This window comes from Xanthomonas sp. AC360, from assembly GCF_979258225.1.
This window is the reverse complement of record NZ_OZ409846.1, coordinates 3,052,661-3,074,011: the sequence shown is the minus strand read 5'-3', so window position 1 is coordinate 3,074,011 and position 21,351 is coordinate 3,052,661. Positions and strand designations below refer to the sequence as shown.

Here is a 21,351-nt window from a genome sequence, read left to right as displayed (position 1 = left end):
TACCCAACGCCCGATCGCATGAGTGCCATTCCTGGCCAGGACGACGATGAAACCGGACGCCTGCTGACCGCAACTGCGGGCGGCGACCGGCATGCCTTCGAAGCGCTGTACCGGCAGACCTCGCCCAAGCTGTTCGGGGTCTGCCTGCGCATGATCCCGCAACGTGCCGAGGCCGAAGAGGTGCTGCAGGACGTGTTCACCCTGATCTGGCACAAGGCCGGTCAGTTCGATCCCAGCCGTGCCCGCGGGCTGACCTGGCTGGCGATGATCGCGCGCAACAAGGCGATCGATCATCTGCGTGCCAACGCGCCGCAGCGCCGCAACGTGGCGCTGGACGATGCCGGCGAACTGCGCGATGGCGATGCGTCTCCGCTGGAACGCACCGAGCGCGCCAGCACGCGTCGTCGCATCGACCACTGCCTGGCCGAACTCGAACCGCCGCGCAGCGAACTGATTCGCACCGCGTTCTTCGAAGGCATCACCTACGAAGAGCTCGCCGCGCGCACCGACACACCGATCGGCACGATTAAAAGCTGGATCCGTCGCGGCCTGGCCAAACTCAAGGCATGTCTGGAACGATGAGCACGCCCTTTCCCATCGACCAGGAACCGCCGCGCGACGTGTTGGCCGGCGAGTACGTGCTCGGCCTGCTGAGCGCAGAAGAACGTCTGGCGGCAGAACAACGCATTGCGACCGACGGCCAGTTCGCCCAGGCGGTGCTGCAGTGGCAGGATCTTCTGGCCCCGTTGCTGGAAGAAATCTCCGCCGTGACCCCGCCCGATCAGGTGTGGGCGCAGGTGCGCCAGACGCTTGGCTTCGACACGCCGCTCCGTGCGGTGACATCGGCCGCGCCTGCAGCCACCACCGGCAAGCCGGCCGCGCCATTGTGGAACAACGTGCGCGTGTGGCGTTGGGCCAGCGCTGGCGGCCTGGCGACCGCTGCAGTGTGCGTGCTCGCGTTGTTGAACCTGCGCACGCCGCCTGCACCGGTACCGCCTGTTGGCGATACGCCGGTGGTACAGACCCCGGTCACTCCGCCTGCGGCCACCACACCGCCGGCCACCGGCATTGCAATGACCTCCACGCTGGCCACCGAAGACGGGCGTCCGGGCTATGTGGCGCTGATGGATGCCGACAAGCACACCATCACGGTGACGCCGCTGGATCGCACCGCAACGGCCGACAAGGTACCCGAGCTGTGGCTGATCACGCCGGACGGCAAGGCGCATTCGATGGGCATCTTCGACGATCAGCGTGCGCGTCGCGCGCAGATCCCGGATCAGCTGATGCCCATGCTCAGCAACGAGGCGATTCTGGCGGTGACGCTGGAACCGCCGGGCGGTGCACCGGGTGGCGTGGCCACCGGCACCGTGGTTGCCAAGGGCGGCATCAGCACGCTGGCAATGGCGCCCTGATCGGGCGCATGAGCACCTGCTGCGCGGCCGCAAGACGCGGCGCAGCAGGTGCCTGAGAGGGCCACCTCTCCTCACTGCCAATGCGTGCCATCCGTGCGGGATGAGCACGCCTGCGTAGCGCTGCTCCTCCTGCACGCTCGCCTGCGCCGCCCACGCAGGCAACTTCACAAGCTACCTCATCAGCGTCAGTGATACTGAGCGCACACATCCGGGTGCGCGGTTGCGTCATTGCGCTGCGCAAACGCGCCAATCCTGTCCTTGCATGCGACGATCAAGCGACCTGGTGCATCTGTTTGCCGGCAGCTTGCGTAAAGGGTGTCGATAACCTACGGAGAACCACGCGTGCCGAGCACTGGACTCGACCCCCGCGCCGCAACGCCTCAACCCTCGCCCACACGTCGTGGCTGGGTTGCATCGCGCATCGGTAGCCTGCGTCGCTGGGTAGATTCGCAAACCGATGAGCCATTGGATGAGGCGCGCGCCGATCGTATCGACTGGTTGCGCGCCCTGCCCTTCATCGCGCTGCATGTGGCCTGCCTGTCGGTGATCTGGGTGGGCGCGTCGTGGTTTGCGGTCGCCCTCGCCCTGGCGCTGTACGCGCTGCGCATGTTCGCGCTCACCGGCTTCTATCACCGCTATTTTTCTCATCGCGCGTTCAAGACCTCGCGCGTGTTGCAGTTCGTGTTTGCCGCCATCGGTGCGACCTGCGTGCAGCGCGGGCCGCTGTGGTGGGCGGCGCATCACCGCAACCACCACCGGCACACCGACACTGGCCGCGACCCGCATTCGCCGGCCCAGCACGGGTTCTGGTGGAGCCACACCGGTTGGTTCCTGACCCCGCGTAACTTCCGCACCGATTGGGAGGTGATCCCGGACCTGCGCCGTTTCGGCGAGCTGCGTTTTATCGACCGCTTCGACATCGTGATGCCGGTGCTGCTCGCGCTTGGCCTGTATCTGCTTGGCGACTGGCTGGCCGACGCTGCGCCAGCGTTGCACACCAACGGCCCGCAGCTGCTGGTATGGGGATTCGTGCTGTCCACCGTGGCGCTGTTCCATGCCACCTTCACCATCAATTCGCTGGCGCACCGCTTCGGTAGCCGGCGGTTCGAGACGCGCGACGACAGCCGCAACAACTGGCTGCTGGCGCTGATCACCTTCGGCGAAGGCTGGCACAACAACCACCATTTCTTCCCCGGTTCGGCGCGGCAAGGTATGCGCTGGTGGGAGTATGACGTCACCTGGTACGGCCTCAAGGCGATGTCGTGGGTGGGGCTGGTGTGGGATCTCAAGCCGATGCCGGCAATGCTCACCCGCCGCGCGCAACGGGTGGCGCGATGAGCGAGGGCAGGATTGCCGTGGTCGGCAGTGGAATCGCCGGCCTGGGCGCAGCGTGGCTGTTGTCGCGTCGCTATGAGGTTTCCCTGTTCGAGGCGGCCGATTATCTCGGTGGCCACACCCACACGCACGACATCCAGCTGGACGGCCAGCGCTATGCGGTGGACAGCGGTTTCATCGTGTTCAACCCGCAGCACTATCCGTTGCTGACCCGCATGTTTGCCGAGCTGGACGTGGCATCGCAGCCGACCACGATGAGTTTTTCGGTGCACGATGCAGGCAGCGGGCTGGAATACAACGCCGGCAGTCTGGATGGATTGTTTTGCCAGCGGCGCAATCTGCTCAGCCCGCGCTTTTGGCGCATGCTGGCGGACCTGCGGCGTTTTTATCGGCAGGCGCCAGCCGTGCTGCACAGCGACGAGCGTTTCAGCACGCTGGGCGCGTATCTGCAACGGCATGGTTACTCGGCAGCGTTTCGCGACCAGCACCTGGTGCCGATGGCGTCGGCGCTGTGGTCCTCGCCGTCGCAGACCATTCTTGAATTTCCGATGGGCCAGCTGATCGGCTTCATGGCCAACCACCACATGCTGCAGATCAGCGGCCGGCCGCAGTGGCAGGTGGTGCGCGGCGGGTCCAACAGCTATATCCGTGCATTGCGTCGGCGTTGGCAGGTGCTGGAGCGCCTGTCCACGCCGGTGCATGCGATCCGGCGCACGCCCGATGGCGTCATGCTCGCCTCGCTGCGCGGCGAAGAGTACTTCGACGAAGTCGTGCTGGCCTGCCATGCCGACGATGCACTGGGATTGCTGAGCGATGCCACCCCGGCCGAGCGAGAGATCCTGGGCGGCATCACCTACCAGGACAACGACACCGTGCTGCACACCGATGCCCGCGTGTTGCCGCGCGACAAGCGCGCCTGGGCAGCGTGGAATGCACATGTGCCGGCCGACCCGCAGGCGCCCTGCACGGTGAGTTACTGGATGAACGCGCTGCAGTCGATCGATGCGCCGCAGCCCTTCATCGTCAGCCTCAATCGCGACCATGACATCGACCCGGCCAAGGTGCTGCGGCGCATGCGCTATCGCCACCCGGTGCAGAACGCTGCCGCGCTGGCGGCGCAGGAGCGCAAGGCGGAGATCCAGGGCCGCCACCACACCTGGTTTGCCGGTGCCGCATGGGGCTTCGGCTTCCACGAAGACGGCCTGCGCAGCGGTGTGAACGTGGCCCACGGCCTGGGAGTGAATTGGTGATGCAGCTGCTGCGCGAAGCCAGCACCGACGCCGTGCCGCTGCCTCCCGGTGAGGACAGCGGCACCGGCAGCGTGGCCGGCGGCTTGCGCAGCGCGATCTACACCGGATGGGTACGGCATCGCCGCTTCGCGCCCAAACCGCTGGATTTCCGTTACCGCCTGTTTTTGATGTATCTGGACCTGTCCGAACTGGATCAGGTGTTCGCCCATCGCTGGCTGTGGTCGGTAGGTCGCGCCAATCTGGCGCAGTTCCGTCGCAGCGATTATCTGGGCGACCCCAGTGTTCCGCTGGATCAGGCAGTGCGCGATTGCGTGCAGGCGCAGACCGGCGAGCGCCCGGACGGCGCCATACGGCTGCTGACGCATCTGCGCTACTTCGGCCATGTGTTCAATCCGGTGAGCTTTTATTACTGTTTCGATCGGTACGACGGTTTGCGCTGGATCGTGGCGGAAATCACCAATACACCCTGGCAGCAACGGCACACCTATGTGCTACCGGTTGCGCATGCACGCACGCATCGCGATGTGCATGCATGGCGGTTCGACAAACGCTTCCACGTGTCGCCGTTCATGGGCATGCAGCACCGTTACGATTGGCGCTTCAGCGTGCCGGATGCGCAGCTGCGCGTGCACATGGATGTGCTGGACGCCAATGACGACGACGCTGCCGGCGCAATCGACAACAGCGGCACGCGCCGCTTCGATGCCACGCTGGTCCTGCAACGTCAGCCGCTGACCGCGCGCACCTTGGCGCGCACCTTGCTCGCCTATCCCTTGATGACCGTGCAGGTGGTGCTCGCCATCCACTGGCAGGCCTTGCGCTTGTGGCTGCGCGGCAATCCTGTCCACGATCACCCCCATCCGCCTGTGCGAGATCCCCGATGAACGCCACGTCCCTGCCCGATACTGCTGCGCCACGCGCAGCTTCCTGGACGGACCGCCTGCTGCGCAAGCGCCTGCTGGCCACCTTGGGCGAACTGCGCGACGGGCAGCTGCAGCTGCACGAAGGCGATGCGGTGACCACGCTGGGCAACGCCAGCGGTGCGCACGCGCTGCAGATGCAGTTGCGCGTCATCGACCCGGATTTTTATCGACAGGCCGCACTCAACGGCAGCGTTGGCGCGGGCGAGTCGTATATGGATGGGCAGTGGCAGTGCGACGATCTGGTCGGGCTGATGCGCCTGCTGCTGCGCAATCGCGACCGACTGGATGCAATGGAAACCGGCACCGCGCGCCTGGGTGGCTGGGCGATGCGCAGCCTGCATGCATTCGCTCGCAATACCCGCAATGGCAGCCGACGCAACATCGCCGCGCATTACGACCTGGGCAACCCGCTGTTCAAGCTGTTTCTGGATGACAACCTGATGTACTCGTCGGCGATCTTCGTCGATGGCGAAGAAGCGCAGGGCGAAGCGGCGCTGGAACGTGCGGCTACGCGCAAGCTCGAACGCATCTGTCAGAAATTGCGCCTGGGTCCGCAACACCATGTGGTCGAAATCGGCACCGGCTGGGGCGGTTTTGCACTGCATGCGGCGCGCGAACACGGTTGCCGGGTCACCACCACCACCATCTCGCGCGAGCAGTTCGATCTGGCGACGCAGCGTATCGCCGATGCCGGCTTGAGCGACCGGGTCACCGTGTTGCTGAGCGACTACCGCGACCTGCAGGGCCGCTTCGATCGCGTGGTCTCGATCGAGATGATCGAGGCGATTGGCCACCAGTATCTGGACACCTACTTCGCCAAGGTGGGCAGCCTGCTTGCCGACGATGGCGAGGCGCTGATCCAGGCCATCACCATCGAAGATCACCGTTACAAGCAGGCGCTGCATTCGGTGGATTTCATCAAGCGGCATATCTTTCCCGGCAGCTTCATTCCGTCGGTCGCGGCGATGACCGGCGCGGTGGCGCGTGCCAGCGATCTGCGCCTGTTCAACCTTGAAGATATCGGTCCGAGCTATGCGTTGACGCTGCGCGCCTGGCGGCAGCGCTTCATGGCGCAGCTGCCGCAGGTGCGCGCACTGGGCTACGACGAACGCTTTATCCGCATGTGGGAGTTTTATCTGGCGTATTGCGAAGCCGGCTTTCTGGAGCGTTCGATCGGCGACGTGCACCTGTGGCTGAGCAAGCCCGGTGCGCGCCCGCCGCAGTTCGTGCCCGGTCTTGCGTGAGACATGAAGCAGCTCGGCAACTACCTCGGCTTGCAGGTGCTCTGGGTGGTGGCAGTGGCCGCCGCCGCGCATGCGCGCGTGTGGCCGACGCTGCTGGTACTGGCGCTGTTTGCGCTGTATCAACTGTGGCCTTCGCGACGCGCGGTGGGCGACGTGCCGTTACTGATCGCGGCATTGGCACTGGGCTTGCTGCTGGACACCACGTTGGCGGCTGGGAGCTGGGTGCGTTATGCCGCGCCCTGGCCTGGCAGCGTGCTGGCTCCACCGTGGATTCTGGCGCTGTGGCTGGGCTTTGCGCTCACGCTCAATCATTCGCTGCGCAGCGTGATGCAACGCCCCTGGTTGGCGGTGTTGCTGGGCGCCATCTTCGGGCCGTTTTCGTACTGGCTGGCGCAACGCAGCTGGCATGCGGTGGAACTGGCGCCACCGTTGCTGCATGCGGTCCTCGCGGTCGGCGTCGGCTGGGGCGTGGCCTGCGGCGTGTTGTCGCTGTATGCACGGCGTCTGGCGCGACCATTGCCGCACCATAAGACCGGAGAACTGCAATGACTGTGTGGCCGCTGCTGCATGTGGGCGTATTCGCAAGTGGGGTAATGGTGCTGGGCTGGCTATGGCAGCGCCGCAGTGGCAATGCCGGCCCGGTCGACGTGTTGTGGGCCGCCTGCCTGGCGGTAGCTGCGCCGTATTGCGCGTGGATGTCCGACGGTGCGCTGCTACCACGCGTGTTGGTGGCAGTGCTTGGCGGTCTATGGGGCGCGCGTCTGGCCTGGCATCTGGGCGTGCGCGTGTTCGGCGACCCGCACGAAGACGGCCGTTATCGCGCGCTGCGTGAGCATTGGAACGGCGACCAGCGCAAGTTCCTCGGCTTCTTCCTGGCCCAGGCGGTGGTGGTGGTGCTGTTTGCGGTGCCGTTCCTGGCTGCGGCCAGCAACCCGAACCCGGCATGGAACGTGTGGAGCACCTTGGCGATCGTGGTGTGGTTGATTGCGGTCGGCGGCGAGGCACTGGCCGACCGGCAGTTGTCTGCACACAAGGCCGACCCGGCCAATCGCGGCAAGACCTGTCGCACCGGGCTGTGGCGGTATTCGCGCCACCCCAATTATTTCTTCGAGTTCGTGCACTGGTTCGCCTATCTGGCTTTGGCGGTCGGCGCCGGGCCCTGGCCGGTGGCGCTGTGCGCGCTCGGGCCGGTGGTGATGTTCGTGTTTTTGTATCGCTTCACCGGTATTCCCTACACCGAGCAGCAGGCCCTGCGCTCGCGTGGTGAGGATTACGCGCAGTACCAGCGCACCACCAGTGCGTTTTTCCCGCTTCCCCCTTCGTCCTGAGTTGCCTGGAGAGTTGCATGTCCACCGTCACCGCCCCGCCCTCCGCGCTGCCCGAAGAAGCTTTTGCCACCCGTCTGGCCGAATCCGGCGTGCTGCCCGACGCCGCGTTGCGTCACGGCATCCGGCGTCTGTGCGCGCAGCGCCTGCGCGATGAGCGCGGCGGCGATGCCGATGCCAACGGCGAGCGGCAGCGCGCCTTCATCGACAGCCTGCGCGCCAGCGCGATCGCGATCGAAACCGATGCCGCCAATCGCCAGCATTACGAATTGCCGCCGCAGTTCTTCACCCTGTGCCTGGGCAAGCGGCTGAAATACAGCAGCTGCTATTGGGACGCGAGCACGCCGAACCTGGACGCGGCCGAAGAACGCATGCTGGGGCTATATGGCGAACGCGCCGAGCTGGCCGACGGCCAACGCATTCTGGAGCTGGGCTGCGGCTGGGGCTCGCTGACCTTGTGGATGGCCGAGCGCTACCCCAACGCCACCATCACTGCGGTGTCCAACTCGCGTCCGCAGCGCGCGCATATCCTGGAGCAGTGCCGCGTGCGCGGCCTGGGCAACGTGCAGGTCATCACCGCCGACGTCAATGCGCTGGCACTGCCGCCGGGCAATTTCGACCGCGTGGTGTCGGTGGAGATGTTCGAGCACATGCGCAACTACCGCGATCTGCTTGCACGCGTAGGCAGCTGGCTGGCGCCCGGCGGCAAGTTGTTCGTGCACATCTTCTGTCACCGCGATCTGGCCTATCCGTTCGAGGTGGCTGGCGAAGACAACTGGATGGGGCGGCATTTCTTCACCGGCGGGCTGATGCCGGCGGCCGATACGCTGCTGCATTTCCAGCAGGACGTGGTGATCGAACAGCGCTGGGTCTTGTCGGGCGAGCATTACGAAAAAACCGCCAATGCCTGGTTGGAAAATCAGGACCGCCACCGCGCGCAGATCATGCCGCTGTTGAAGCAGACCTACGGCGACGACGCGCAGCGCTGGTGGCAGCGTTGGCGCATGTTCTGGCTGGCCTGCGCAGAACTGTTCGGCTACGACCACGGCCGCGAATGGGGTGTGGCGCACTACCGCTTCGTCAAACGCTGAGCGCACGGCGCGTTCAAACGCCTGCGTGGCGATGACTGGCAGGCAGGGGCTCCGCCTCGATACGCATCGCGTATACGCATCACGCGAGCCGTCGCACGGTTTGGCAATGCAGCGTAGGCGCAACCCGCGAGGCACACCGAACGCGCGACGGGCGCAACGCGTCGCAAGCCAGGTCAGCGGTCAACGCGCTTCAACCGCCGACGGGGAAGCACGCCCTGCACCTGCACACCGCGGCTGACCCAATGCCATGCAGCGTCATTGGTGCCAGGCGCTTACGGCGTTTACGAAAACGCAGTGCGCGGGGATGACAAACCGATGCTGGACACCGCCGCACACCCTGGCGGATGCGCGGCGGTGTTGGTTACCGCATGGAGTGTGCGATCAGCCCGCTGCTGCGGTGATCACGATCTCCACCTTCCATTCCGGCCGCGCCAGTTTGGCTTCGACCGTGGCGCGTGCGGGCGTGAAGCCGTGCGGCACCCATTCGTCCCATGCGGCATTCATGCCGTCGAAGTCGGCGATGTCGGCCAGGTAGATTTCGGCGCGCAGGATCTTGGTCTTGTCGCTGGCCGCCAGCGACAGCAGTTTGTCGATCTCGGCCAGCACCTGGCGGGTCTGCCCGGTGATGTCTTCGCTGGTGTCATCGGCAATCTGGCCGGCCAGGTAGCACACGCCGCCATGGACGGTCATCTCGGACATACGCGGACCCGCATCGAATCGCTGCAGCATTTCAGACTTCCTACGGTTGATTGACCCGGACATTGTCACGCGAATGCGCGATGCGTGCAGCCCCGCCCCGTACGGTGCGCGTTAGCCACAGCCCCACCCGCACCATCCAGACCACGATCAGCACGATGGCGATCTTCTGGCTGATCCCCAGCGGTGCGCTGGTAACCGTGACGTGGAACAGCAAGGCCGCAAATGCTGCCCAACCGAGCACGCATGCGCTGAAAGCATGCGCACGCCACGCGCGATCACGGCGGAAATACCACGACTGCAGCAACACCGCTGCGATCACGCACAGAAACGTGGCATCGGCCGACAGCACATGCACCAGCTTTGCCGCGTTCGGCGCCAGCACCGGCATCCAGCTGTCGCCGATGGAGACCGCGCACAAGCCCAGCGCTGCCAGCCAGAACAATCCCAGCACCGTACGGCTGCGCGCCGTCGGTGCCAGTGCCGCATACAGACCAGCGGCCAGCCATGCCATCGCCGCAGCCAACAGGCAGTAAGCGGTGCGCAGCAGCAGACCGTAGGCGCCATGCAGATAGGCGCTGAGTTGCGCATCGATCCACCACAGATCGCCACGCAGCCATTGCAGCGCGAGCACCAGGCCGATGAACGCCATGCCGGCAACTGCCGCCACCCCACCGGCATGCCCACTCCAGCGTGGCGCGCGTCCCGGCAGGGTCTGCGCAACATGCGCGCGAAAGTCGGTCGTGGGCATCAGCAGCCTGTCTGCCTTGCAACGGTGACGCCGTCCATCGGGTTCGCCTGCGGCACGCATATGCGTCTTTGCCCTATGATGCGCGCGGCCGTCCCGGACCGACAGGTGTCGGCTCTTACGAGCCTGCGTTCACCCCCGTTTCGGCACATCGCGATCACGCTGCATGCTTCTTCAACCCGCCTGGCACATGCAGATCTTTGCGCACGCGGCACGTATCGTGCATGCGTCCTTCTTCCCTCTTATGCAGATCCCGTTGCCCTCATGACGGATACCCCCGTGTCTTCCGAAGCGTCTGCCAGCGGTTGGCGTCGCGCCCTGCCGGTCATCATCAGCCTGGCGATCCTGGCGATGGCGCTGCACGCGCTGTCCTCGCAGTTCACCGACCATGGGTACCGCCAGATCCGCCAGGCGTTCCGGGCGTTGGGTGCGGGGCAGATCGCACTGACCTTGCTGCTCGGGTTAAGCAGCTACGCCTGCCTGGTGGGCTTCGACTGGGTCGGGCTCAAGCGCACCGGCAAGCGGCTGCATCCGGCGCGGGTGGGCATCACCGCCTTCATGGCGCATGCGGTCGGCCAGACCCTGGGCTTTGCCGCTCTGACCGGGGGCGCGGTGCGCTTGCGCGGCTATGGCAGCGTCGGGCTGACCCTGGCCGAGATCGGCCAGGTGGTGCTGATGAGCACGCTTGGCTTCATCTTCGGTGCCTGGGTGCTGCTCGGGCTTGCCCTGATGCTGGAACCGGAAGCGGCCGCACGCGCCCTGCCGATCACCGCCGAAGGCATCCGCATTGCCGGCATCGCCTTACTGGTCGGCTATGTGGCGATGCTGGTATTGGTCGGCAAACAGGGCCGCGAATTCGGCATCCGCAGCCATCGCTTCTGGCTACCCGACCGCACCACCGTGCTCGGCGTCACCGCCCTCAGCCTGGTCGAGCTGGGCCTGGCCGCGGCGGCGTTCTACGTGCTGTTGCCGCCGGACCCGGGCACCGGCTACTTCGGTTTTATCGGCATCTGGCTGGTAGCGGTAGTGGCCGGCCTGATCTCCACCGTACCGGCCGGGCTGGGCGTGTTCGAGTGGAGCCTGCTCAAGCTGCTGCCGCATGTAACGCCTGCCGCCGTGCTGGCCGCGGCGCTGGCGTATCGCGTCACCTATTACATCGTGCCGTTGCTGATTTCAGTAGCGATGGCGGCCGCCTCCGGGCTGGGGGCACCGGTCCGCGCCAGCGCCAGCACCGCACGCACGGTGTGGAAGGCGCTGCGCCCGTGGCTGCCGCAGATTCTGGCGTTGGCAGTGTTTGCGGTGGGCGCGGCGTTGGTCATCGACGGCACCCTGCCAACACCCCGCGCGCGGCAGCAGGTCGCGCCGCTGCCACTGATCGAAACCTCGCATCTGCTGGTCAGCCTGGGCGGCATGCTGCTGCTGTTGATCGGCCAGGGCCTGCAGCGCCGCAGTCATGCGGCCTGGATGCTGGCGCTGGGCGTGTGCGTGCTGCTGCCGCCACTGTCGCTGCTGCGCGGCAGCCATATCTCGGTGTCGTTGTCGGCGGCCCTGGCAGCGGTCGCGCTGTGGGCCGCGCGGCGCGAGTTCTACCGCCAGGGGGCGCTGCTGGACGAAGCCTGGTCATGGCGCTGGCTGAGCAACCTCGGCCTGGTGCTGGTGGCTACCTTCTGGCTGCTGTTCTTCGTCTACAGCCATGTCGAATACAGCAACGACCTGTGGTGGCAATTCGCCACCTCGGCCAACGCACCGCGTGCGCTGCGCGCGGCGTTGATTCTATGCGTGGGCGTGATCGTGTTCGGCATGGCGCGGCTGCTGCGTGGCGGGCGCCGACCGATGCCGGCTGCCGATGCGCAAACCCTGCAGACGCTGGCCCCGATTCTGGAGATCAGTACCGACACCCAGGCCTGCCTGGCGTTGACCGGCGATAAGGCGTTTCTGTTCGATGCGCAGGGCCGTGGCTTTGTGATGATGCAGCGCTACGGCGGCTCGCTGATTTCGATGGGCGACCCGGTCGGCCCGCCGGAGGTGGCGCGTGCGCTGATCTGGCGCTTCCGCGAGGAGGCCGACCACATGGGCCTGCGCCCGGTGTTCTACCAGGTCGGCGAAAAATACTGGCAGACCTATCTGGACATGGGCCTGACCCTGGTCAAGCTCGGCGAAGAAGCGATCGTGCCGCTGGAGGGCTTCACCCTGGAAGGCCGCGACCGCGCCGATCTGCGCCAGGCCTGGAACCGCGGCAAGCGTGGCGGCCTGACCTTCCGCATGCTGCAACCCGAGCAGGTGGACGCGGTGTTGCCGCGCCTGGCCGAGGTGTCCGAACAGTGGCTGGAAGAAAAATCCGGCGAAGAAAAAGGCTTCTCGCTCGGCAGCTTCGATGCGGAGTATCTGCGCCGTTTCCCGGTGGCAGTGGCCGAGGCAGAAGGGCAGATCGTGGCCTTTGCCAATGTGTGGTGGGCACCGGCCGGCGGCGAGCTGTCGGTGGACCTGATGCGGCATAGCGCCGAGGCGCCCAAGGGCACGATGGATTTCCTTTTCATCGAGCTGTTCCTGTGGGGCCAGGCCAATGGCTATACGCGGTTCTCGCTGGGCATGGCGCCGTTGTCGGGGCTGGCCGAACACCGCCTGGCTGGCCGCTGGAACCGCTTCGCCAGCCTGGTCGCACGCCATGGCGAGCGCTTTTACGGCTTCAGCGGGCTGCGTCGGTTCAAGTCGAAGTTCGCCCCAACCTGGCGCCCGCGCTATCTGGTCGCACCCGGCGGCATGCATCTGCCGGCCGCGCTGCTGGACGTGACCCGGCTGATCTCGGTGGACCCCGGCCGGCAGGAGTAAGGCCGCTGACGCACCTGTGCCCTCTTCGGCACGATGTGGTTGGAAGGCTTGGAGCGGCTGGCAGCACGTAGCGAGCCGCCGTCGGGTTGGCGCACGCAGAACCAGCGCGTGCGGCTGGCACCGGTCATACCGAAGACCGGCCCCGCCCGCCTGGCGGTGAGCGCAGGCGTGCTGTCAGCCGCTCTTGATTGCGTGCTTGCCGCAGCGACGGATCAGCAGGGGCATCATCGCGACGCCCCGCACTTTCAGGGTTTGGACAGGCCGTGCATCTGCTCCATGATCACCTTGGCCAGGGTCGCGTAGTCGCCCTTGAAGTGGTGATCGCCCGGCAGCGCCACGCGCTTGGCGGCCTGCGCAGGCAGGCTCGGGCACAACGCATCCTCGTCGTCCTGGCCGTAGATGCACACCGTGGTGCCGGCCGGCAGACGCTGTACTTCCGGCGCGATCGGCAGGCCTTCGTCGTCCGAGCCCAGCCAGTTGCTGACATGGAATTCGTAGTCGGCCAGCTTGCCCACCGACAACAGCGCGGTCATGCGGATGTTCTGCTTGGTCTCCGCCGGCAATTTATTGATCGCCGCCGGCAACACATCCGCGCCTTGCGAGAAGCCGATCAGCACCACGCGCTTACGCTGCCAGCGCTGCGCATAGACGCGCGCAATGCGGTCCAGGTCGGTGGCGAAGCCTTGCGGCGTGCGCTCGGTCCAGAAGTAGCGCAGCGAATCCAACCCGACCACCGGGATGCCCTGCGCGGCAAGCGCGTCGGCCACTTCTTCGTCCAGCCCGGCCCAACCGCCATCGCCGGACACGAAGATCACGAAGGTATCGTCGTCGCTGTCGCCGTCCGGCTTGGCCGGCAACTCGACCACCGGCAGGTCGGTCAGACCGCCCGGTGGCGGCGGCAGGGCGACCCCCTTCTGTTCGCCCAGCGAACGGGCGGCGGCGCGCAAGCCAGGCACGATGTCGCCTTGCGCAGATCGCTTGAAGGTGCGGGCCTGCGGGATCTGTTTGAGAAAGGCGTCTTCGGCTGCCGCAGGGCAGCGCTTGTCCTGGCTGCCGGCCAGCACCCAGGGAATCTGCAGCGTCACCGGAACCAGGCTATTGCTGCCCGGACGCACACCCGGCTGACAGATCGCCTGATCGGACACCGTGGCCGGGCACAGGCCGTCAGTGAGCACGCCAGCCAGCACATGCGGCTTGGCCTGCGCACCGATGGCGTACGCCAGCGCCGCACCTTCGCCATCGCCCACCAGCAACGGCAGCCGATACGTGGGGATGTGATAGAAGGCCTGCAGATAGCGCGAGAAGTTTTCCACATCGCCTACCGAAAACGTGCACGTGCCGCCGGCCTTGCGCAGGACCGCGTACAGATGCGCGGTATCGACCACCGCCACCATCGCGCCATCGTCGCGCAGGGCTTGCGCCTGAGCCTGACGCGTGCCGGCATTGCCCGCGCCCGCCAGCCAGATCACCACACGCTGCGGCTCGCCCTTGGGCATCAACACCGGGATCTGTTCAAAACGCCCGTGGCTGACCGGTTCCGGAGCCTGTGCGGCCGCCACTCCCGACAGCGTCAACACCGCCGCGCCGCAGAGCGCACTCCATCGTTCAAGTCGTCGCATGTCGCACCATCGGGAAAAGTGATCCAAAGATAATCGTTCCGGCAGTCGCCGCGAAGCGCGACGTTTCGCTCATCGCGCCTGTGCCGCCTGACGTTCTTCCCAGGCGGCCAGGGCCTGGCGGTAACGTGTCAGTTCCTCGGCATACAGATCGTGCACGCACAACGGGCAGCCGCTCTCGCAACACTCGTTGGGCGCAGGTGCCTGCGGCGCTTGCGGACGTGGATCGGAGGCGGAACTGGCGCTGTCGTGCATGCGGCCATTGTAGCGTGCGCATCCGCTGCTCCTGGATGACGCGGCGCGCGGCGAAGCGCCGGCTCAGCGGCCCAGCCGGCGACGCAGGTTGTCGCGTGCTGCCGAATCGATGCGTGCGTGAAAATACGCGCTGAGAAAGATGCGCGGCCGCTTGAGCAGCCCGGCCAGGAAGCGGCGGCGATTGAGCCGGAACAGCAACGCGGGGACATGCCCGCGGTATTCCTCGGCGATCGCACGGTCGTAGGCATCGAAAATGGCGGCGGGCGCGGCCAGAATTGCCATGTCGCAATCCAGAAACAGCGCCGCCTCCTCGTCCACATCCTGGGGTTGCAGTTGCCCATGGCGCGCGGTGAGCAGGATCAGCGCCTGCACGCGTTGCAGATCCACCTCGGCCTGCGGCCACCAGCGTGGGATGCAGTCCATGGCCCACTGCGCAGATTCGGCTTCGTTATCGCTACGCCCGGGCTGATAGATCGCATCGTGGAACAGTACCGCCAGCCAGACCTCTACCGGCTGCTGCCACCCCGGCCCGGCAGCTACCTCGGCATAGTGCTGCAGCAGTGCGCGCACATGGCCGAAGTGATGGTAAGCGCGCGGCGGCGTGGCATAGGCCTGCTCCAACGCGGCCAGATGGTCGGCATGCAACGGCAGGGGTGTGGTGACATCCATGCGCGCAGGCTACCGCGTGCGTGCGCGTCTGCACACACCGCTGCGGCTCAACGGAGCGGCCAGCGGCCTTCGATCTGGTAACGCGACTGGCCAAGAAAGCTGCGCACCAACGCAAAGTCGCGCACCGTCCAGGCAAGCGCATCGCAGCGCCGTTGCGGCAACGTCTGGTTGCAGTACAGCAGCGTCATATGCGGCGTGTACTGCGCATCGCCAGCGATGCCCACATGCGCGAGCTGACGGCCAAGCGCCCCTTGCAACGCATACAGCCCGCGCACGCGCTCTTCGCCACGCAGCACGCACGGCAGTTGCGAGCGTCGCCCGCCGAAGGTGCCGACGCGATCGAACTCGACCTCGAAGGCTTCCATCGCCACCCGCTCGGCCGCTTGACTGGCACGGCTCACCAACGAAGGCGGCAGCCCACCGGCGTAATCGCCCAGATGGTGCAAGGTCACATGCAGCCGCTCGCGCCCCAGCGGTTTGCCATCCACCTGCCCGCTCTGCAGCAACCCCTCGGCGATGCCGGCCGCAAGCCCGGCAGTGGCCGCATCGGCCATCACCGCAAAAAACAGCCGCTCGGTGGTCTTCTCTTCCCCCAGGCCCAGCGACAACTGCGCCTCGGCCGATGACAGATATAGAAACTGCTGCTTCATGGGTAATTCCACGACCGCCTGCGCGGGCCTGGCTGAAGAAGGGCGGCGGATACTAGCAGACCTGATGCGTGTGCGAATACGCCGCGCAATCCCGCGCTCACGTGGAACACTTCGTCAGCGTGGAACGGGACTGCCGCCGTGGTGATTTGCTCGCCAGCTGACTGGCGGCAAGCCGCACGCACAAAAAGAAACGGGCAGCTTGCGCTACCCGTTTCCCGCCTGTATCGATTTACTCCGGAGCTGCATCAGTGCAGATGCACTTCGGTCTTGCAACGCTTTATGCGGCGTTCTTCATCGCATGCTTGCGGTTGCGCATCACGTCGTGACATGCACGCACTTCCGGCAACAAACGCAGTGCAGCATCGCGTGCGGCGACAGGTGTGTCTGCATCGGCGATGGTTTCATCGAAGGCCTTCAGCAGGCGATCTTCGGATTCTTCCAACTCGGCCACGTAGCCGTACTTGGTATCGCCCAACGTTGCGCGCACCTTGCCGTAGAACTGCTGCATGCTGCCAACCATGGTGCCGTGCTTTTCCGGCGTGCCGCCGGCCGATGCGACCACGCTGCTCAGGCTGCTGACGATGTCGGACTTGACCCCGGCAATGCGGCGGAACAACGTCGCCAGCTCTACATCGCCCACTTTGGCAGCGGCTTCGTCGTAGAAGTCCTTGCCGTCGCGGGAAATGGCGATGAGGTCGTTGAGGCTATGCTCGGTCTTGCTCTGAATGCTCATGTGTCGCTCCTTGTTGGATGCACCAGCGTCGCGAGGGATGCAATGCGCTGGCTTTCGGGGAGAAGCGCAATCGATGACTTGATTGCGATGCCGTGACCTTGTGTACGGCTGCATCCTGGCGGCGCGACCATAATCGGCATGTGAGCGATACGGGTATCGTCCTCACGCCATCGTGCGGCCGATGAATTGCGATTCATCGTTGGCAACGACGCATCAAGATCCCTTCGGCTGGCGACTCGCCCACATGTTGTCGACCAGATTCGGATAGGGGCGCCCGGCCTCTTCTGCACGCTGCTTCGCGGCGGCCTTCTGTGCGTCGGTCAACGGTGTGGAGGCGGCCTTTCGCTTGGGATTGGGACGCTTCCACGGCGGTGGAGTGAAGTCGGTCATGGCGCTGTTCGGTCCGGTTGCAATGCGGGCAGTCTCGACGCGCGGCCGTGAGTTGTTTGTGGATGCAATGCTCGCACGCAATCGCCACTTGCATCTGCAGCGAACGCGAGCGCAATGGGTCGCTGCTCAACCAATCGTGCTGTCAGCGAGCACGCGCCGTGCACGTCACAGATGGAGAGATGGCACGTAGATCACCAGGGTCTACAAAGCGCCGCGATCGGCGGCGCAGCGCACGCCCATCAGCGCACGCAGCTACGACGGTCAGCCACTCAGTCGTTGGTCGCCACACTACGCTGACGTTGCTCCTGCCACACCGCCAGCGCGTAGACCAGCAACCCGCCGAGTGCGGTGGCTGCACCCACATACCCGGTAGAGGTCCAGCCCCAGCCTGCGGTGATCGCCATGCCGCCCAGCCAGGGGCCCAAGGCATTTGCGGTATTGAAGGCGGCGTGGTTGGACGCTGCGGCCAGCGTCTGCGCTTCGGCTGCCACGTCCATCAGGCGGGTCTGCAACGCCGGCGCCAGAGAGCCCATCGTGCCGACCGCCACAATGGAAACGAACACCCACAGGCCCGAATGCGCAGCCAGCGGGAAGGTCAGCATCACCACGATCGACCACACCAGCAGCACCGGCACCGCGCGGAATTGCATGCGGTCGAACAACCACCCGCCCAGGATGCTGCCGAGCACGCCACCGACGCCGAATGCGGCCATCGCTAACGGAATGCGCGCAGGCGCTACGCCAGTGACCGCGGTCAGGGTCGGCGCCAGATAACTGAAAACGCAGAACATTCCGGAAAACCCCACCGCGCCGATCGCCAACGCCAACCACACCTGCGGCTGGTTGAACGCACGCAGCTCGCGCAATGGCTGCTGACGTGGCTCGTCCGGCGCAGGCGGCAACAACGCAGCCACCGCCGCGACCGTGCCCAGCGCAATCACCGACACCGACGCATACGCCCAGCGCCAGCTCACGATCTGCCCCAGCCAGGTCGCCAGCGGGTTGCCCACCAGCAAGGCAACGCTCAAGCCCAGCAGCACGCGCCCCACCGCAGTGGCGCGTTGATTGGGCGGGCTGATCGAGGCGGCAACCAGAGAGGCAACGCCGAAATACGCGCCATGCGGCAGCCCGGCGATGAAGCGACACAACAACATCGTGTGGTAGCTCGGCGCCAACGCACTGGCAAGGTTGCCAACCGCGTAGAACACCATCAGCAGCAACAACAAGGTGCGACGCGGCCAGCGCGCGCCCAGGATCGCCAGCAACGGCGCGCCGACCACCACACCCAGCGCATAGGCGCTGATGACATGGCCCACCTGCGGCTCGCTGATCTGCAGGCCCTGCGCGATCTGCGTCATCAGGCCCATTGTGGAAAACTCGCTGATGCCGATCGCAAAACCGCCCATCGCCAGCGCAAGCAGGATCAGCACGTAATCGCGCCGTGGCACGCGCGGCGTTGAGAGATCGATATCGGACATGCCCGACTCCAGGATGACGGGGCGGCTTATTATTGTGCAATGCAGCAATCAGCGAAAGGCTTCTGCTCGAAGCGATTCAGCGCCAACCCTCAGCACATCACAGTTCGCCGCGCGTTGGCGCACTGGAGACGCAGTGTCCTACTGGCATCGCTCGAATCTGCTTGGGTCCGCCACCATCGCTGTGGAGCACCGCGATCGGCGTGGTGCCGCGCCTGGCGCGCGATCCAACTCGAACTGGTTGCTGATGTCCAAATCCACTGAATCTCCGTTGTTCTCCCCGGTGCGCCTGGGCGCATTGGATCTTGCCAACCGCGTGATCATGGCGCCGCTGACGCGCAACCGCGCCGGCGCCGGCCAGGTGCCCTCGCCGCTCGCCGCCGAGTATTACGGCCAGCGCGCCACCGCCGGCCTGATCGTTGCAGAAGGCACGCAGATCAGTCCGCTCGGCCAGGGGTATCTGGACACCCCCGGCATCTACACCCAGGCGCAGGTCGAAGGCTGGCGCGTAGTCACCGACGAAGTGCATCGCCGTGGCGGCAAGATCGTGCTGCAGCTATGGCATGTCGGCCGCGTCTCGCACATCAGCGTTCTGCCTCCGGGCGAAGTGCCGGTTGCGCCCAGCGCCATTCGCGCCGAAGGCAAGACCTACACCAAGAGCGGATTTGAAGATGTATCCGAGCCGCGCGCCCTGGAACTGGATGAAATTCCCGCACTGATCGAGGATTACCGTCTCGCTGCGCGCAACGCGATCGATGCCGGTTTCGATGGCGTGGAAGTGCATGCCGCCAACGGCTATCTGCTCGATCAGTTCCTGCGCGATGGCTCCAACAAGCGCACCGATGCCTACGGCGGCGACATCGAAAACCGCACACGCCTGCTGAGCGAAGTGGTGCAGGCCATCGCCGACGAGATCGGTGCCGAGCGTACCGGGGTGCGGTTGTCGCCGGTGACCCCGGTGTACGGCGCACACGACTCCGATCCGCAGCCGTTGTTCGAACGTGCGGTCGAGCGGCTCAACCTGATCGGCGGGCTGGCCTTCGTGCACGTGATCGAAGGCGCCACCGGTGGCGCGCGCGACAACATCGCCTTCGACTACGCTGCATTGCGTACCAAGTTCGATGGTGCATGGATTGCCAACAACGGGTACGACCGTGGCATGTCCGAACACGCCATCAGCAGCGGCTACGCCGATGCGATAGCTTACGGCCGCCCCTTCATTGCCAATCCGGATCTGGTGCGTCGCCTACACGAGAAAGCACCGCTGGCAGCCGTCGACCAGGCCACCCTGTACGGTGGCGGTGCCAAGGGTTATACGGATTACCCCGCACTGGCGGACTGATTCCGACCACAGCTCGCCCGATCACCGCTGCAACGAAGCGGCGGTGATCGGGCAGCGAATGCATCGCGCGTACAACGCGCGACGCCGTGCAGCGCGGCGACCGCAGACCAGCCCGGTTGATCGGCCTGCGTGCAAGGCCACCCTTCGCGTGTTGCGCCGACACCACAGCGTCGCTACATGACGCGCCCGTTGCATCCGGATAGCATCCAGGCGGCCCTTGCTGCTGGAATTCCAATGCGCCGCTTTTTCTCGTTTGCCCTGTGCTGCACGCTGCTGATCGGCGGGCAAGCGCTTGCCGTGCCGTTCTGGGGCGCGCGCCAATCCAGCCCTGCCGATACCCTGCCCACGCAACTCAAGCCGGGCGAATGGATCTGGGGTGGCGTCAGCAAAGGCTGGGGGCCGATGGCGGTGATTGTCAGCCTGACCGAACAACGCGCCTATGCATATCGCAACGGCATCCTGATCGGCGTGTCCACCATCAGCTCCGGCAAGCCCGGGCACGAAACGCCGACCGGTGTGTTCACCATCCTGCAGAAGGACAAGGACCACCGCTCCAACATCTACAACGCGGCCCCCATGCCGTATCAGCAGCGGCTGACCTGGGACGGCGTCGCCTTGCACGCCGGCGGCCTGCCCGGCTATCCGGAGTCGCACGGTTGCGTGCATCTGCCGTCGGAATTTGCGCGATTGCTGTTCGACAATTCCAACATGGGCATGGTGGTGGTGGTCGCGCAGGCCGGCATCAGCGCCGACGATGTGGTGCATCCACGCGCGCTCAGCCCGATCGATCCCACCACCGGCGCCGAACGCGCCTTGCTGCCGCTACCCAACGGCCAGGCATTTGCCTGGCAGCCGGACCTGGCGCCGGCCGGCCCGATCTCGATGCTGATCAGCAGTGCCGACCAGCAACTGGTGGTCTACCGCAACGGTGTGGAAATCGGGCGCGCCCAGGTCGCCTTGCACGCAGAGCCTGGCGCGGCGCCGCTGGGCACGCAGGCTTTCATCGTCGGCCAGGGCTTTTTGCCGGGCGACCTCCCCGGGCTGCCCGGTCAGCGCATGCCCAACTGGATGCGGATCGGCATTCCCGGCAGTACCGCCGCCGCAGGGCAGGCACTGGATGCCAGCACCGTCGCGCGCCTGCAGGTGCCGCCCGCATTTCTGGCCGGGCTGCTGCCGCTGCTGACCCCTGGCGTGGTGTTGGTCGCCACCGACCAGCGCATCCTGCCCGAGACCACCGGCGCCAAGCTGCAAGTGCTGGATTCGGACCCGCCTGAAACGCCATGAGCGCGCTATCAGCGCGCTGCCTGGACAGGCCGGCCACTGCGGCGTTCGCTGCGTACTGCATGTCGCCATCCCCAGCGCGCG

Annotated in this window: 21 protein-coding genes; 12 read left to right on the top strand and 9 right to left on the bottom strand. The window is 65.8% G+C overall.

Going from position 1 to position 21,351, the window contains the following annotated elements:
* Window positions 1–18 precede the first annotated feature (18 nt).
* The 9 genes from ACZZ0O_RS13290 (at window position 19) to ACZZ0O_RS13250 (ending at window position 8,583) form a co-directional block, all read left to right on the top strand.
* Window positions 19–582 (top strand): sigma-70 family RNA polymerase sigma factor, encoded by a 564-nt coding sequence (locus ACZZ0O_RS13290; RefSeq protein ID WP_055845222.1) that lies wholly within the window; start codon window positions 19–21, stop codon window positions 580–582.
* On the top strand, window positions 579–1,415 hold the full coding sequence (locus ACZZ0O_RS13285) for an anti-sigma factor (protein ID WP_463590989.1): 837 nt from the start codon (window positions 579–581) through the stop codon (window positions 1,413–1,415). Before ACZZ0O_RS13290 ends, ACZZ0O_RS13285 begins: the two co-directional genes overlap by 4 nt.
* Window positions 1,416–1,757: 342 nt before the next feature.
* The gene (locus ACZZ0O_RS13280) at window positions 1,758–2,753 is read left to right on the top strand and encodes an acyl-CoA desaturase (protein WP_082473372.1); all 996 of its coding nucleotides are present in this window, start codon (window positions 1,758–1,760) and stop codon (window positions 2,751–2,753) included.
* Window positions 2,750–4,000 carry an NAD(P)/FAD-dependent oxidoreductase gene (locus ACZZ0O_RS13275; RefSeq protein WP_463590988.1) on the top strand — a complete coding sequence of 417 codons (1,251 nt, stop codon included), beginning with the start codon at window positions 2,750–2,752 and terminating at the stop codon, window positions 3,998–4,000. The genes ACZZ0O_RS13280 and ACZZ0O_RS13275 overlap by 4 nt, the downstream gene beginning before the upstream one ends.
* Entirely contained in the window at window positions 4,000–4,884 is an 885-nt protein-coding gene (locus ACZZ0O_RS13270) for a DUF1365 domain-containing protein (RefSeq protein ID WP_463592450.1), read from the top strand. Before ACZZ0O_RS13275 ends, ACZZ0O_RS13270 begins: the two co-directional genes overlap by 1 nt.
* Window positions 4,881–6,167, top strand: a complete 1,287-nt coding sequence (locus ACZZ0O_RS13265) for a cyclopropane-fatty-acyl-phospholipid synthase family protein (RefSeq protein ID WP_323538148.1) — start codon at window positions 4,881–4,883, stop codon at window positions 6,165–6,167. The genes ACZZ0O_RS13270 and ACZZ0O_RS13265 overlap by 4 nt, the downstream gene beginning before the upstream one ends.
* Before the next feature lie 3 nt (window positions 6,168–6,170).
* Complete coding sequence (locus ACZZ0O_RS13260) at window positions 6,171–6,716, top strand: DUF2878 domain-containing protein (protein WP_463590987.1); 546 nt, start codon at window positions 6,171–6,173, stop codon at window positions 6,714–6,716.
* On the top strand, window positions 6,713–7,495 hold the full coding sequence (locus ACZZ0O_RS13255) for a DUF1295 domain-containing protein (protein ID WP_463590986.1): 783 nt from the start codon (window positions 6,713–6,715) through the stop codon (window positions 7,493–7,495). Before ACZZ0O_RS13260 ends, ACZZ0O_RS13255 begins: the two co-directional genes overlap by 4 nt.
* 17 nt (window positions 7,496–7,512) lie before the next feature.
* Complete coding sequence (locus ACZZ0O_RS13250; protein ID WP_115553347.1) at window positions 7,513–8,583, top strand: SAM-dependent methyltransferase; 1,071 nt, start codon at window positions 7,513–7,515, stop codon at window positions 8,581–8,583.
* A 381-nt stretch (window positions 8,584–8,964) separates the two neighbouring features.
* On the opposite strand, the gene ACZZ0O_RS13245 is transcribed toward ACZZ0O_RS13250, so the two are convergent.
* A complete protein-coding gene (locus tag ACZZ0O_RS13245; RefSeq protein WP_055845242.1) occupies window positions 8,965–9,312 on the bottom strand; it encodes a RidA family protein in 348 nt (115 codons plus the stop codon).
* Between the two features lie 10 nt (window positions 9,313–9,322).
* Entirely contained in the window at window positions 9,323–10,030 is a 708-nt protein-coding gene (locus ACZZ0O_RS13240; RefSeq protein WP_463590985.1) for a DUF998 domain-containing protein, read from the bottom strand.
* Between the two features lie 261 nt (window positions 10,031–10,291).
* Here ACZZ0O_RS13240 and mprF point away from each other — a divergent pair, with 261 nt between their 5' ends.
* Window positions 10,292–12,856: a bifunctional lysylphosphatidylglycerol flippase/synthetase MprF gene (gene mprF, locus ACZZ0O_RS13235; protein WP_463590984.1), complete on the top strand. Its 2,565-nt coding sequence runs from the start codon at window positions 10,292–10,294 to the stop codon at window positions 12,854–12,856.
* Between the two features lie 245 nt (window positions 12,857–13,101).
* Here the strand turns inward: mprF and ACZZ0O_RS13230 are convergent, their stop codons facing one another.
* The 7 genes from ACZZ0O_RS13230 to ACZZ0O_RS13200 all read right to left on the bottom strand — a co-directional run bounded on the left by ACZZ0O_RS13230 (window position 13,102) and on the right by ACZZ0O_RS13200 (window position 18,647).
* Window positions 13,102–14,475: a virulence factor gene (locus ACZZ0O_RS13230; RefSeq protein WP_463590983.1), complete on the bottom strand. Its 1,374-nt coding sequence runs from the start codon at window positions 14,473–14,475 to the stop codon at window positions 13,102–13,104.
* Window positions 14,476–14,544: 69 nt separating this feature from the next.
* The gene (locus ACZZ0O_RS13225; RefSeq protein WP_115512170.1) at window positions 14,545–14,727 is read right to left on the bottom strand and encodes an oxidoreductase-like domain-containing protein; all 183 of its coding nucleotides are present in this window, start codon (window positions 14,725–14,727) and stop codon (window positions 14,545–14,547) included.
* A gap of 63 nt (window positions 14,728–14,790) precedes the next feature.
* The gene (locus ACZZ0O_RS13220; RefSeq protein WP_463590982.1) at window positions 14,791–15,396 is read right to left on the bottom strand and encodes an HD domain-containing protein; all 606 of its coding nucleotides are present in this window, start codon (window positions 15,394–15,396) and stop codon (window positions 14,791–14,793) included.
* Between the two features lie 47 nt (window positions 15,397–15,443).
* On the bottom strand, window positions 15,444–16,046 hold the full coding sequence (locus tag ACZZ0O_RS13215) for a 2'-5' RNA ligase family protein (protein ID WP_311239365.1): 603 nt from the start codon (window positions 16,044–16,046) through the stop codon (window positions 15,444–15,446).
* 277 nt (window positions 16,047–16,323) lie between these two features.
* Window positions 16,324–16,779 (bottom strand): PA2169 family four-helix-bundle protein, encoded by a 456-nt coding sequence (locus ACZZ0O_RS13210; RefSeq protein ID WP_463590981.1) that lies wholly within the window; start codon window positions 16,777–16,779, stop codon window positions 16,324–16,326.
* 213 nt (window positions 16,780–16,992) lie between these two features.
* Window positions 16,993–17,169, bottom strand: coding sequence for a hypothetical protein (locus ACZZ0O_RS13205; protein ID WP_115514409.1), 177 nt, complete (start codon window positions 17,167–17,169; stop codon window positions 16,993–16,995).
* 269 nt (window positions 17,170–17,438) lie between these two features.
* Complete coding sequence (locus tag ACZZ0O_RS13200) at window positions 17,439–18,647, bottom strand: MFS transporter (protein WP_463590980.1); 1,209 nt, start codon at window positions 18,645–18,647, stop codon at window positions 17,439–17,441.
* Between the two features lie 244 nt (window positions 18,648–18,891).
* Here ACZZ0O_RS13200 and ACZZ0O_RS13195 point away from each other — a divergent pair, with 244 nt between their 5' ends.
* Together ACZZ0O_RS13195 and ACZZ0O_RS13190 are read left to right on the top strand one after the other, a co-directional pair.
* Window positions 18,892–19,986: an alkene reductase gene (locus tag ACZZ0O_RS13195; RefSeq protein WP_115528235.1), complete on the top strand. Its 1,095-nt coding sequence runs from the start codon at window positions 18,892–18,894 to the stop codon at window positions 19,984–19,986.
* A gap of 228 nt (window positions 19,987–20,214) precedes the next feature.
* Window positions 20,215–21,270 carry a L,D-transpeptidase gene (locus tag ACZZ0O_RS13190; protein ID WP_463592449.1) on the top strand — a complete coding sequence of 352 codons (1,056 nt, stop codon included), beginning with the start codon at window positions 20,215–20,217 and terminating at the stop codon, window positions 21,268–21,270.
* Window positions 21,271–21,351 lie beyond the last annotated feature (81 nt).

What these genes read in the sequence shown, in the direction of transcription:
- ACZZ0O_RS13230 (WP_463590983.1), bottom strand. Translation starts at nt 14,475, where the DNA reads ATGCGACGACTTGAACGATGGAGTGCGCTCTGCGGCGCGGCGGTGTTG.
- ACZZ0O_RS13270 (WP_463592450.1), top strand. Translation starts at nt 4,000, where the DNA reads ATGCAGCTGCTGCGCGAAGCCAGCACCGACGCCGTGCCGCTGCCTCCC.
- ACZZ0O_RS13290 (WP_055845222.1), top strand. Translation starts at nt 19, where the DNA reads ATGAGTGCCATTCCTGGCCAGGACGACGATGAAACCGGACGCCTGCTG.
- ACZZ0O_RS13220 (WP_463590982.1), bottom strand. Translation starts at nt 15,396, where the DNA reads ATGGATGTCACCACACCCCTGCCGTTGCATGCCGACCATCTGGCCGCG.
- ACZZ0O_RS13255 (WP_463590986.1), top strand. Translation starts at nt 6,713, where the DNA reads ATGACTGTGTGGCCGCTGCTGCATGTGGGCGTATTCGCAAGTGGGGTA.
- ACZZ0O_RS13250 (WP_115553347.1), top strand. Translation starts at nt 7,513, where the DNA reads ATGTCCACCGTCACCGCCCCGCCCTCCGCGCTGCCCGAAGAAGCTTTT.
- ACZZ0O_RS13275 (WP_463590988.1), top strand. Translation starts at nt 2,750, where the DNA reads ATGAGCGAGGGCAGGATTGCCGTGGTCGGCAGTGGAATCGCCGGCCTG.
- ACZZ0O_RS13205 (WP_115514409.1), bottom strand. Translation starts at nt 17,169, where the DNA reads ATGACCGACTTCACTCCACCGCCGTGGAAGCGTCCCAATCCCAAGCGA.
- ACZZ0O_RS13215 (WP_311239365.1), bottom strand. Translation starts at nt 16,046, where the DNA reads ATGAAGCAGCAGTTTCTATATCTGTCATCGGCCGAGGCGCAGTTGTCG.
- ACZZ0O_RS13195 (WP_115528235.1), top strand. Translation starts at nt 18,892, where the DNA reads ATGTCCAAATCCACTGAATCTCCGTTGTTCTCCCCGGTGCGCCTGGGC.
- mprF (WP_463590984.1), top strand. Translation starts at nt 10,292, where the DNA reads ATGACGGATACCCCCGTGTCTTCCGAAGCGTCTGCCAGCGGTTGGCGT.
- ACZZ0O_RS13245 (WP_055845242.1), bottom strand. Translation starts at nt 9,312, where the DNA reads ATGCTGCAGCGATTCGATGCGGGTCCGCGTATGTCCGAGATGACCGTC.
- ACZZ0O_RS13225 (WP_115512170.1), bottom strand. Translation starts at nt 14,727, where the DNA reads ATGCACGACAGCGCCAGTTCCGCCTCCGATCCACGTCCGCAAGCGCCG.
- ACZZ0O_RS13200 (WP_463590980.1), bottom strand. Translation starts at nt 18,647, where the DNA reads ATGTCCGATATCGATCTCTCAACGCCGCGCGTGCCACGGCGCGATTAC.
- ACZZ0O_RS13265 (WP_323538148.1), top strand. Translation starts at nt 4,881, where the DNA reads ATGAACGCCACGTCCCTGCCCGATACTGCTGCGCCACGCGCAGCTTCC.
- ACZZ0O_RS13240 (WP_463590985.1), bottom strand. Translation starts at nt 10,030, where the DNA reads ATGCCCACGACCGACTTTCGCGCGCATGTTGCGCAGACCCTGCCGGGA.
- ACZZ0O_RS13210 (WP_463590981.1), bottom strand. Translation starts at nt 16,779, where the DNA reads ATGAGCATTCAGAGCAAGACCGAGCATAGCCTCAACGACCTCATCGCC.
- ACZZ0O_RS13285 (WP_463590989.1), top strand. Translation starts at nt 579, where the DNA reads ATGAGCACGCCCTTTCCCATCGACCAGGAACCGCCGCGCGACGTGTTG.
- ACZZ0O_RS13260 (WP_463590987.1), top strand. Translation starts at nt 6,171, where the DNA reads ATGAAGCAGCTCGGCAACTACCTCGGCTTGCAGGTGCTCTGGGTGGTG.